At 61.3% G+C, this 11,036-nt stretch carries 9 protein-coding genes and 1 rRNA gene; 2 read left to right on the top strand and 8 right to left on the bottom strand.

Features of this window, described 5'->3' with window-relative positions; genetic code table 11:
* Positions 1-14: 14 nt before the first annotated feature.
* From J5M72_RS20330 to J5M72_RS20320, 3 genes are read right to left on the bottom strand one after another with little or no spacing between them, the layout of a single operon-like run.
* On the bottom strand, positions 15-1,040 hold the full coding sequence (locus J5M72_RS20330; RefSeq protein WP_207866895.1) for a histone deacetylase family protein: 1,026 nt from the start codon (positions 1,038-1,040) through the stop codon (positions 15-17).
* A 3-nt stretch (positions 1,041-1,043) separates the two neighbouring features.
* On the bottom strand, positions 1,044-2,282 hold the full coding sequence (locus tag J5M72_RS20325; protein ID WP_207866894.1) for a Zn-dependent hydrolase: 1,239 nt from the start codon (positions 2,280-2,282) through the stop codon (positions 1,044-1,046).
* Between the two features lie 22 nt (positions 2,283-2,304).
* Positions 2,305-3,615, bottom strand: a complete 1,311-nt coding sequence (locus J5M72_RS20320) for an MFS transporter (RefSeq protein ID WP_207866893.1) — start codon at positions 3,613-3,615, stop codon at positions 2,305-2,307.
* A gap of 162 nt (positions 3,616-3,777) precedes the next feature.
* Here J5M72_RS20320 and J5M72_RS20315 point away from each other — a divergent pair, with 162 nt between their 5' ends.
* On the top strand, positions 3,778-4,713 hold the full coding sequence (locus tag J5M72_RS20315; protein ID WP_207866892.1) for a LysR family transcriptional regulator: 936 nt from the start codon (positions 3,778-3,780) through the stop codon (positions 4,711-4,713).
* Here the strand turns inward: J5M72_RS20315 and J5M72_RS20310 are convergent.
* The 3 genes from J5M72_RS20310 to J5M72_RS20300 are packed head-to-tail and all read right to left on the bottom strand — an operon-like array spanning position 4,707 to position 7,686.
* A complete protein-coding gene (locus J5M72_RS20310; RefSeq protein WP_207866891.1) occupies positions 4,707-5,636 on the bottom strand; it encodes a glyoxylate/hydroxypyruvate reductase A in 930 nt (309 codons plus the stop codon). The two genes, J5M72_RS20315 and J5M72_RS20310, sit on opposite strands and share 7 nt — an antisense overlap.
* Positions 5,633-6,388, bottom strand: coding sequence for a class II aldolase/adducin family protein (locus tag J5M72_RS20305; RefSeq protein ID WP_011335215.1), 756 nt, complete (start codon positions 6,386-6,388; stop codon positions 5,633-5,635). The genes J5M72_RS20310 and J5M72_RS20305 overlap by 4 nt, the downstream gene beginning before the upstream one ends.
* Positions 6,385-7,686, bottom strand: a complete 1,302-nt coding sequence (locus J5M72_RS20300; protein ID WP_207866890.1) for an MFS transporter — start codon at positions 7,684-7,686, stop codon at positions 6,385-6,387. Before J5M72_RS20300 ends, J5M72_RS20305 begins: the two co-directional genes overlap by 4 nt.
* A 144-nt stretch (positions 7,687-7,830) precedes the next feature.
* On the opposite strand from J5M72_RS20300, the gene J5M72_RS20295 reads away from it, so the two are divergent.
* Positions 7,831-8,790: a LysR family transcriptional regulator gene (locus tag J5M72_RS20295; RefSeq protein ID WP_207866889.1), complete on the top strand. Its 960-nt coding sequence runs from the start codon at positions 7,831-7,833 to the stop codon at positions 8,788-8,790.
* Positions 8,791-8,802: 12 nt separating this feature from the next.
* Here the strand turns inward: J5M72_RS20295 and mrdA are convergent, their stop codons facing one another.
* Positions 8,803-10,695: a penicillin-binding protein 2 gene (gene mrdA, locus J5M72_RS20290; RefSeq protein ID WP_169431247.1), complete on the bottom strand. Its 1,893-nt coding sequence runs from the start codon at positions 10,693-10,695 to the stop codon at positions 8,803-8,805.
* Positions 10,696-10,911: 216 nt separating this feature from the next.
* Positions 10,912-11,027: ribosomal RNA gene (gene rrf / locus J5M72_RS20285) — 5S ribosomal RNA — on the bottom strand.
* Positions 11,028-11,036: the final 9 nt, after the last annotated feature.

Raw genomic sequence — 11,036 nt, 5'->3', positions numbered from 1 at the left:
GCAGGTGGATTGCCTCAGCGCTGCCACACCTCGGCATTCACGAAAAATGCCCGGGCGTTGTCATCAAGACTTTCCAGGTGATAACCGCCCTCCTGCACGATCAGGCATGGCAGGCCCAGGTGACGGATCCGCTCACCCAAAACTGCAAAGCCTTCACGGGTCACGGCGACTTTGCTTTGCGGGTCCAGCTCGTAAATGTCGAACCCCAGCGACAGCACCAGCACCTCGGCGCCGAATTCGCGCACCGCGTTCAATGCGACGTCCAGTTGCCCGAGGAAATCCGCTTCGCTTGAACCATGGGCCATCGGCAGGTTGAGGTTGAAGCCCTCCCCCGCGCCGCTGCCGCGTTCGTCGGCGAACCCGGCGACGCCCGGATAGAAGTTGGTCGGATCGCCATGCACCGAGACGTAGAGCACATCATCGCGGTCGTAGAAAATTTCCTGGATGCCCTGCCCGTGGTGCATGTCGGTGTCGAGCACGGCGACTTTTTCAAACTTGTCGCGCAATACCTGCGCCGCCACCGCTGCGTTGTTCACGTAGCAGAAACCGCCCGCCGCCTCGGCCCGGGCGTGATGCCCCGGCGGACGGCACAAGGCGTAGGCGGCCGGCTCGCCATCGATCAGCGCCTGAGCCCCGGCCACTGCGCTTTGCGCCGACCAGTAGGCCGAGCGCCAGGTCTGCTCGCCGACCGGGCAACTGCCGTCCGCCAGATAGCGCGCCGCCTGGGCAAGAATGCCGCGCAAGGCGTTGGGCTCGCGGACGAAAATGTTCGACATCACCTCGTCGCCCCAGTCTTCGGGGATTTCCTTCCAGCGCGCGTGGGCTTCCTGAAGGAACGTCAGATACGGCGCACCGTGTACCGCCAGCAACGGCGCGAGGCCGGCATCGACGGGTTGCTCGACACTGAAGCCCAAACCGTGGGCGGCCTGCACCAGACGCTGCGCACGCTCGGGGACCTCCTGCGGCGTACGCATCTGCCCGCGCGAGTAATAGCTGCGTGGATGGTGGAGCAACTGTTCGGGGTGGAAAAAACTGCGCATGGTTCAGGCTCCCTGTTCGATTCGACCGGCGCGAGCCAGCACGGCGTTAAGCAATACATCGGTGCCCTGCTTCACATCTTCGGGCAGCACGTCTTCGGCTTCGTTGTGGCTCAGGCCGCCAACGCACGGAATGAACACCATCGCCGTCGGGCAGTAACGCGCCAGATGGATCGCGTCATGCCCGGCGCCGCTGACAATCGACTGCTGAGCGTAGCCCAGCGCATCCACCGCCTCTTGCACCGCCGCCACGCATTCGGCGTCGAACGGTGTGGCCGGGCTGATCCAGTGCGGAGTGATCGTCAGGTTCAGGCCTCGCCCATCGGCAATCGCCTGCAACCGGGCGCGGACTTGTTGCTCCATGGCGGCAATGGTGTCGTCGCGGTGATGACGCAGATCGACGGTGAAATTCACCAGCCCCGGAATGGTATTGCGCGAGGACTTGTTGATGTTCAATTCGCCAACCGTGGTCAGGCCTTCGGGGGCAAAATCTGCGGCCAGACCTTCAATCGCCTGAATCATCCGCGCCACGCCGTACAAGGCGTCTTTGCGCAGCGGCATCGGCGTGGTGCCGGCGTGGGCGGCCATGCCTTCCACGCGCACATCGAGCCAGCGGATCGCCTGACCGCCCGTGACCACGCCGATGCTTTTGGCGTTGTCTTCGAGGATCGGGCCTTGCTCGATATGCGCCTCAAAATACGCATCCACCGCACCGCCCAACGGACGTTCACCGGCGTAACCGGTACGCTGCAAAGCCTCGGCAACGCTCACGCCATCGATATCGCGCACCGCCAGCGCGGCGTTCAGTTCCATGATCCCGGTGAACACCGCCGAACCGAACATGGCCGGGGTGAAGCGCGCACCTTCTTCGTTGGTCCACACCGCCACCTCCAGCGGTTTGCGGGTCTGGATGTTCTGGTCATTGAGGCAACGCACCACTTCCAGTCCGGCGAGCACACCGTAGACACCATCGAATCGCCCGCCCTCGGGCTGGGTGTCGAGGTGGCTGCCCATCATCACCGGCGCAGCGTCCGGATCGGTGCCGGCGCGACGGGCGAACAGGTTACCGATGGCGTCCACGCTCAGGGTCATGCCGGCTTCACGGCACCAGTGCGCAAACAGTTCGCGACCGGCCTTGTCTTCGTCGCTCAAAGCCAGACGGCAGCTGCCGCCTCGGGCTGTCGCACCGATTTCGGCCATGGCCATCAGGCTCGTCCACAGGCGCTGGCCATTGATTTTCAACATGAGGTTCTCCTGACATTCCGGGTTAGGCATTGGCCATTTCCGCACGATGGGCGCTGGCATGACGACGGGCGAGGGACAGCACGCAGACCAGCGAAATGCCGGCGATCAGGCTGTAGAAAACCGCCATCGGCCACCACTGCCCGGTGAACTTGTGCGCGAGCATCGTGCCGATCAGCGGCGTCAGCCCACCGGCCACCGCGCCGCAGATCTGATAGGCCAGGGAGATCGCGGTGTAGCGCACGCGGGTCTCGAACATGCCGCTGACGTAACCGGCGATCACCGCGTAGAACGACGCCATGCACACCACCGCCAGCGCGATGCCGAGGATGATCAGCGGCGCCTGGGCCGAACTGACCAGCACGAACATCGGATACGGTGAGGCCATCGCCAGCAGCGACACCAGGCACAGGAAACGCGTCGCGCCGATCTTCTGTGCCGTCCACGCAGCCAGCGGCTGAATGCAGAACTGGATGATCGCGACGAAGAACAGGCATTCGAGAATCAGCGAACGCGGCAGCGCCAGTTGCTGAGTGGTGTAGGCGATCATGAAGGTGTTGGTGAAATACACCCCGGCGATGCCCAGGATGTTGGCGCCGATGCACAGCAACAGCGGCCGCCACGCGGTGCGCAGAACCTCCATCACCGGCGCCTGCTCTTTCTTGATTTGCTTGCTGGCCTGCTCGCGGCTGGCGAGGAATTCCGGCGACTCGTTCACGCCCAAGCGAATCGCCAGGCCCACCAGCAGCAACAGCGCACTGGCGAGGAACGGCAGGCGCCAGCCCCAGCTCATCAAATCTTCTTCCGGCAGACGGGTCACCGCGCTGAAGGCCAACAGCGACAGGATCAAACCTGCCGGGCTGCCCAGTTGCGCGAACGAAGCGAAGAAATTGCGCTGGCCCTTCGGCGCATGCTCACCGGCCATCAACACCGCCCCGCCCCACTCGCCACCGACGGCGATGCCCTGGACGATGCGCAGCACAATCAGCAGCACCGGCGCCGCCACGCCGATCTGCGCGTAGGTCGGCAGCAGACCGATGCACACCGTGACCACGCCCATCATCAACAGCGTGATGATCAGCGATTTCTTGCGGCCGATACGGTCGCCGATATGACCGAAAATGATCCCGCCCAATGGCCGGGCAAAAAAGCCCACGGCGAAGGTGCCGAACGCGGCCATGGTGCTGAACAACGGATCGTCGGAGGGAAAGAACAGCGCACCGAACACCAGCGCGGCGGCGGTGGCGTAGATGTAAAAGTCGTACCACTCGATCATCGTGCCGATGAAGGCTGCGGCCGCCGCACGGCGCGGCTGGTTCGAAGCGTGGGGCTTCATGGGGTCGGGCTCCTTTGATTGTTTTTCTGGCAGGAGGAAAACGTAAATCCGAGGCGCTCTGGCGGCGCCTGTCGTGGGGTGATTTATCGTCCCGGGGCTATGATCAGTCAATTTTCTATTTATTATTCCGAGTATTACTTCACCTTATAATCGAGAGCCGCCATGGCCGAACGCGATGTGCAACGCCTGCTCAACGACCGCCTCGACTGGAACCTGTTGCGCACCTTCCGGGTAATCGGCCAGGAGCTGAGCATCAGCCGCGCCGCCGCGCGTCTGCACCTGACGCAACCGGCGGTGAGCCAGGCGCTCAAGCGTCTTGAAGAACAACTGGGCCGCCAGTTGATCGCCCGACGCGGCCCGCGATTTGCCCTCACCGAAGTTGGCGAGCAGATCTTCGAACTGGCCGGCGAGATCTATGGGCAGATGTCCCAGGTCAGCAGTCTGCTGGAACAACCAGCCGACGAAGTGATCGGCAAGGTCAGGTTGCTGATCATCAGCCGGATCTTTTCCGAGCGTTTCGATGACTTCCTTGCAGACTTCCATCGCCAATATCCAAGGGTTGATCTGGAGGTCGATGTGATGCGCAGTTCTGACATCGTCAGCGCCCTTCAGGAGAAAACCGCGACCCTCGGTCTGAGCCTCAATCGCCGCCCGCAACCGCGTCTGGAACAGCGTCTGTTCCTGCGTCAGCGCTATGCGTTCTTCTGTGGCAAACACCACGCGCTGTTCGGCCGGCAGGACATCGGCGAAGGGGATTTGCACAGAGAGAATTTCGTCAGTTTCACCAGTGACCAGATTGGCGGGATGCTCTCGCCACTGACGATTTTTCGCGATCAACAGGGTTTCAGCGGACGCATCGTTGCGTCATCGCCGAGCCTGGAAGAAGTGCGCCGCCTGGTGATCGCCGGATTTGGAATTGGTTGTTTGCCGGAACACGTTGTGGCGGCGGACGTCGAGGCCGGATTGCTCTGGCGCCTGCCGCCCCACGAAGGGATTGCCGATGTCGACATTCATCTGTTGTGGAACCGCGACCAGCGCATGAGCCGCGCCGAGACGCTGTTCATCGAACGTTTGCAGGCCTGTCTGGCGGATCAGTAACCGAGCAGTCGATCCGCGCTGTTGAGCAACGGCTCGCCGGCATTCAGACGGCGAAAGTTCTCGGCGATCTGCTCGGCGATGCAATCGTGAGATGCCGCCGAAGCCATGTGCGGGGTGATGGTCACGCCCGGGGTTTTCCACAGTGGATGATCGGCGGGTAACGGCTCCTGTTCGAAGACATCGAGCAGTGCACCGCGCAGTTTTCCACGGGCCAGCGCTTGTTGTAGATCCTCGATGTTCAGGTGCCCGCCGCGACCGACGTTGACCAGTGCCGCGCCGTTGGCCAGACGTTCGAAGGTCTGGCGATTGAGGATGCCACGCGTCTCGTGAGTCAGCGGCAACAGATTGATCAGCAATTCCACGCCGTCGAGGAAGGGGTCGAAGGCGTCAGAGCCGGCGAAGGCCTGCACACCTGGCAGATCTTTGCTGCTGCGCGCCCAACCCCGCACCTCGTAACCGGCGCTGGCCAGGTCCTGGGCAATCGCGCTGCCGAGCGAGCCGAGGCCCATCACACCGATCCTGAATTCATGTGCAGGGCGTTGCAGAGGCCGCTCCCAATGCTGTTGGCGCTGTTGCTCAAACACTTGATCGAAGCCGCGATGAAAGTGAATCACCGCCCAGCGCACGTACTCGTTCATGCCTTGACGGTGGCCGGGATCGACCACGCGGCACACCGGCAGATCCGGGCATGAAGGATCGTGTTCCAGATGATCGATCCCGGCGGCCACCGAGTGAACCACCTGCAGATTGGGCAACGCGGCAAGGCTGCCCGGCAGCGGAAACCAGCACGCCGCGATCTGCGCATCCGCCGCCCGGGGATCGTCGGCCAGTACCGCCGAGAGCTGCGGCGCACAACGGGCGAACGCTTCCTGCAATTGTTTGAGCAACAGCGTGTCGCGGGACATCAGTGCAACGGTGTTCATGAGAGATAAGACTCGCGCTGGGATTCGATCAGGGTCAGTGCGGCCTCCCAGGCCAGGTCGATGATGTTGTCCTGTTCATCGCGGTCGAACTGTTCGGCGGTGTGGGCGCAGACTTCCGGCGACGGGAAATGCAGCTCGCAACCGCCTGCCAGCGCCTGCACTTGCGCCTGGCAGGCGCGCTCCAGGAAGTGGATTTCCTGGAATGCCTGGGCCACACCGGAACCGCCAACCAGCAAGCCGTGATTGCGCAGGATCATCGCCCGGTGCGGGCCAAGGTCGGCGATTAAACGCTCGCGCTCATCCAGCGAAAGCGCGATGCCTTCATAGGTGTGGTAAGCGAGTTTTCCATAGAACTTCAGCGCGTGTTGACTGATCGGCAGCAGGCCCTGTTTCTGCGCGGCGACGGCCATGCCGGCAGCGGTGTGGGTGTGGATCACGCAGTTCAGATCCGGGCGCGCCATGTGGATCGCCGAGTGGATCACGAACCCGGCAGCGTTGACCCGATGCCCGGCGTATTCAGGGTCGACGATGCGCCCGTCCTGATCAATGCGCACCAGATCGGAAGCGCGCATGCGGTCGAAAATCACGCCATAGCGGTTGATCAGGAAATGATGCTCAGGCCCGGGAATTCGCAGGGTGATGTGGGTGTCGATCAGGTCGGTCATGCGAAAGTGCGCGATCAAGCGATACAGCGCGGCGAGCTCGCAACGGGCTTGCCATTCGATCGGGTCAATGTGGGCGGGCTTACTCACGAATACACCTCTTTGTTGGTATGAAGGACGACCGGGTTGGCCCGCAGACGCGCGAGGCCGCAGACACCGATCAGCGAAAGGGCCGACAGCAGCGTGAAGAACACCGCCAGCGGCAGCCATTGCCCGGAAAACTTGCTGGCCAGCAGCGTGCCGATCAGCGGCGTGGTGCCGCCGGCCAGCGCGCAGCTCAACTGGTAGGCGATGGAAATACCCGAATAGCGCAGGTGTACCGGGAAGGCCTGGGTCATGTACCCGGCGATTACCGCGTACAGCGCCGAAAGAATCACTACCGCGACGGCGATGCCGAGTGTCATCAACAGGATGTTCTGGGTACCGACCAGCAGGAACATCGGGTACGGCGTGACCATGCACAGCAAGGCGACCAGCATCAGGAACCGTCCTTCGCCAATGCGCTCGGCCAGCAGCGCCGACAACGGTTGCGAGAGCAATTGAATGACCGTCACCAGGAACAGGCAGTCGAGAATGGTCGACCGCGCAATGCCCTGATATTGGGTGACGTAGGTGATCATGAAAGTGTTGGTGAAGAAGAATCCGGCCGAGCCGATAGTGACTGCGGCGGCAGCGAACAGGATCTGCCGCCAGCACTGGCGAATCACGTCTTTCACCGGGTATCTGGCGGTTTCATGGTTGTCCCTGGCCTTGGCGAACTCAGGCGATTCGTGCACACCGGAACGGATCATCAGGCCGACCATCATCAGCACGCCACTGGCAAGAAAAGGCAGACGCCAACCCCAGGCGAGGAAGTCTTCTGGCGACAGTGACGTGACCAGACGGAACGCGATCAATGCCAGCAGCAAACCCGCCGGACTGCCAAGTTGCGCAAACGAGGCATAGAAGGTTTTGCGCTTGACCGGCGCGTGTTCGCTGGCCATCAACACCGCCCCGCCCCACTCGCCACCGACGGAGATGCCCTGGATCAAGCGCAACACGATCAACCCGATGGGCGCCCAGATCCCGACGCTGGCGTAGCTCGGCAATAGGCCAATACCCGCCGTGGCCAGGCCCATCAGCGCCATGGTCACCAGCAGCATTTTCTTGCGACCGAGGCGATCGCCCAAATGACCGAACACCATCCCGGCCATCGGGCGGGCGATGAAGCCGACGGCGAAACTGCCGAACGCGGCGAGTGTGCTGGTCACCGGGTCGCTGCTGGGAAAAAACACTTGCCCGAGCACCAGCGCGGCGGCGGTGGCGTAGATGTAGAAATCGTAGAACTCGATGGTCGTGCCAATGAAGGCAGCGGCCGCGGCGCGACGCGGCTGAGCGGTGGTGTGCATGCAAGAACCCTGTGTATTTATAGTTTTGGGCAGGTGTCGAGGCGGCTGACGGTCGCGCTCTGTGGCGCTTGTGGGCTTTATCGCTTCCGTGAAAGGATTAGTCAATTTTCAAAAACTTATCTTTACTATTAGCGTGGCTACTACATGACTTCCTCCGCGAATCCCTGGATCGGCCGGCGTTTTCTCAACGACCGCCTCGACTGGAACCTGCTGCGCACTTATCTGGTGATCGGGCAGGAAGGCAGCATGAGTCGCGCCGCGGCCCGACTGCACATCACTCAGTCGGCGGTCAGCCAGGCGTTGAAACGTCTCGAAGAACAACTGGATTGTGTGTTGATTGCCCGCAGCGGGCGGCGCTTTGATCTGACGGAAACCGGGGAAGAAGTCCTGCGGATTGCGGCGGATATCTACGGCGATATTTCCCGTTTGGGCACCGTGGTCGAGAACCGTCATGACGACGTGGTGGGCAAGATTCGCATCCTCACTGTCAGTGGCGTCCAGGCGCGGCATTACGATGAGTTTCTTGCGGACTTCCACGAGACTCATCCAAAAATCGAGCTGGAAGTCGAAGTGATGGGCAGCTCGAACATCATCAGTTCATTGCTGCAAAAGACCGCCACTGTGGGAGTGGGATTGTGTCGTCTACCGCAGCCGAGGCTGGAGCAACGGGTATTGTTTCGTGAGCGCTATGCGTACTTTTGCGGGCAGCGGCATCGACTGTTCGGGCAGCAGAATCTGACGCTGGAACAGCTTGCCGCGGAGAACTTTGTCAGCTTCACCAGCGATCAGCTTGGCGGCAATCTTTCGCCGTTGACGCTGTTTCGTGACCAGCAGGGCTTTACCGGAAAGATCGTCGCCTCCTCCACCAGCTTCGAGGAAATTTATCGTCTGATCTGTGCAGGGTTCGGCATTGGCTGTCTGCCGACTCACCTGGTAAGACGGGATGTCGAGCAGGGTCTGCTGTGGCGCTTGCCGCCGGAGGACGGGGTGGTGGATTTCGATATCCAGCTATTGTGGAATCGCGAACAGAAGATGACTCAGGCGGAAACCGTGTTCCTCGACAGCTTCCAGCACATGCTCAGCTTGCGTGAGCCTGTGCTGTGAAGCTGTTGTGGCTTACACGTGGGGATCGCCCGGCGGCTTGGTTGGCGCGGCATACTGTGGTTTGAGGTGGCCGTCCTGATCGAGTAACCAGGCGTCCATGATCTGCCGAACCACCGGACCTGCGACTCGACCACCCGCTTCACCGTTCTCGATCATCACAGAGATCGCGATCTTCGGATGCTCGGCCGGGGCAAACCCGACGAACAAAGCGTTGTCACGATGGCGTTCGAGGGTTTTCTCGCGGTTGTAGCGCTCACCCTGCTTGATCGCCACCACCTGCGCCGTACCACTCTTGCCAGCGATACGGTATTGCGCGCCGGCGGCAGCGGCACGGGCGATACCACGGGCGTCGTGCATCACCATCTGCATGCCGTGGTTGACCTGATCCCAGTCCCGCGGATCCTTGAGCAGGATATTCGGCATCGGGTGTTCGTCCACCGGGGCAACACCGTCGACGGTCTTGGCCAGGTGCGGACGGTTCCAGACACCCTTGTTGGCAATCAGCGCAGTGGCCTGAGCCAGTTGCAGCGGCGTGACCTGCATGTAGCCCTGACCGATACCGAGGATCACCGTCTCACCGGGGAACCAGGCCTGACGCCGGGTGGCGCGCTTCCAGGCCTGGGACGGCATCAGGCCCGGAGACTCTTCGAACATGTCGAGCGAGACTTTCTCGCCAAGACCGAACATCGCCATGTAATCGTGCAGACGATCGATGCCAAGCTTGTGCGCCAGGTCGTAGAAGTAGGTGTCGTTGGAGCGCATGATCGCCGCGTCCATGTCCACCCAGCCGTCGCCGCTGTGGTTCCAGTTGCGATACTTGTGGTCGAAGTCAGGCAGTTGGTAGTAGCCGGGGTCGAAGACTCGGGTTTGTGGCGTGACCACACCGGTGTCGAGGCCAGCGATGGCCACTTCCGGCTTGATCGTCGAACCGGGCGCGTATAGGCCGCGCAATACGCGGTTGAACAGCGGGCGGTCGATGGAATCACGCAGCGCGGAATATTCCTTGGAACTGATACCAGTCACAAACAGGTTGGGGTCGAAGCTCGGATTGCTGACCATGGCCAGCACTTCACCGGTCGAGGGATCCAGTGCAACCACTGAGCCGCGACGGTCGCCCAATGCGGCTTCGGCGGCTTCCTGGAGCTTGACGTCGAGGCTCAGGACGATGTTTTTGCCCGGTATCGGATCGGTGTGTTTCAGCACGCGCAGTACGCGGCCCTGAGCATTGGTCTCCACTTCCTCGTAACCGACATGGCCGTGCAGTTGCGCTTCGTAGAAACGCTCCACGCCCGTCTTGCCGATGGATTGCGTGCCCCGGTACTCGACGGAGTCGAGCGTCTTGGATTCTTTTTCGTTGATGCGACCGACATAGCCGATGGAGTGTGCGAAGTGCGCACCAAGCGGATAGTTGCGGATGAACTGCGGTTCGACATCAAGACCCGGCAAACGGAACTCGTTGACGGCGAGTACGGCGATCTGTTCTTCCGTCAGCTCATAGAACAGCGTTACCGGCGTAAACGGATGGCGCGACTGCTTCATCGCCTTGTCGAAAACCGTGCGGTCCTCTGCGGGCAGATGCAGGAGGCTGATGACCTCGTCCAGCTCCTCATTGACGTTGGTAGCACGTTCTCGGGTGATCGTCAGGTTGTAGCTCGGGCGGTTATCAGCCAGCAGCACGCCGTTGCGGTCGTAGATCAGCCCTCTCGTGGGCGGGATCGGCAAGACATGGACGCGGTTGTTTTCAGAGATAGTCGAGTGGTAGTCGAACTCCACCACTTGCAGGATGTACAGGCGAACCACCAGCGCACAGCTGATCGCAAAGACGAACAAAGCACAGGCGATCAACCGCTTGTTGACCAGGCGCGTCTCTTTTTCGTGATCCTTGATGGGTATGGGTTCAGGCATTTTCTGCAGCAACTCTTTGACAAAAATGAGCGCCGATCCTTGGGCGTGACATCAGTCCGTTAAAAAACGAGCTGCACCATACCAAAAACCGGCCGGCCATTTCAGAGGGATTTCCCCAATGGTTACCATCGCGACACTTGACCCCTCGCATCGAGCACTTTCCCGCGGGCAAAACAAAACCCCAACTGCTTTCGCAATTGGGGTTTCGGAATTTAATCTTGACGATGACCTACTCTCACATGGGGAAACCCCACACTACCATCGGCGATGCATCGTTTCACTTCTGAGTTCGGGATGGGATCAGGTGGTTCCAACGCTCTATGGTCGTCAAGAAATTCGGG

Origin of the sequence: Pseudomonas sp. 58(2021), from assembly GCF_017491585.1 — a bacterium.
In the GTDB taxonomy this organism is placed as follows: domain Bacteria; phylum Pseudomonadota; class Gammaproteobacteria; order Pseudomonadales; family Pseudomonadaceae; genus Aquipseudomonas; species Aquipseudomonas fluorescens_BT.
The sequence above is the reverse complement of the archived record's forward strand: the minus strand, read 5'-3'. Positions and strand labels throughout refer to the sequence as shown.

Coding starts and splice junctions, on each gene's coding strand:
- J5M72_RS20325 (WP_207866894.1), bottom strand. CDS start 2,282: ATGTTGAAAATCAATGGCCAGCGCCTGTGGACGAGCCTGATGGCCATG.
- J5M72_RS20295 (WP_207866889.1), top strand. CDS start 7,831: ATGACTTCCTCCGCGAATCCCTGGATCGGCCGGCGTTTTCTCAACGAC.
- J5M72_RS20310 (WP_207866891.1), bottom strand. CDS start 5,636: ATGAACACCGTTGCACTGATGTCCCGCGACACGCTGTTGCTCAAACAA.
- J5M72_RS20300 (WP_207866890.1), bottom strand. CDS start 7,686: ATGCACACCACCGCTCAGCCGCGTCGCGCCGCGGCCGCTGCCTTCATT.
- J5M72_RS20320 (WP_207866893.1), bottom strand. CDS start 3,615: ATGAAGCCCCACGCTTCGAACCAGCCGCGCCGTGCGGCGGCCGCAGCC.
- J5M72_RS20315 (WP_207866892.1), top strand. CDS start 3,778: ATGGCCGAACGCGATGTGCAACGCCTGCTCAACGACCGCCTCGACTGG.
- J5M72_RS20330 (WP_207866895.1), bottom strand. CDS start 1,040: ATGCGCAGTTTTTTCCACCCCGAACAGTTGCTCCACCATCCACGCAGC.
- mrdA (WP_169431247.1), bottom strand. CDS start 10,695: ATGCCTGAACCCATACCCATCAAGGATCACGAAAAAGAGACGCGCCTG.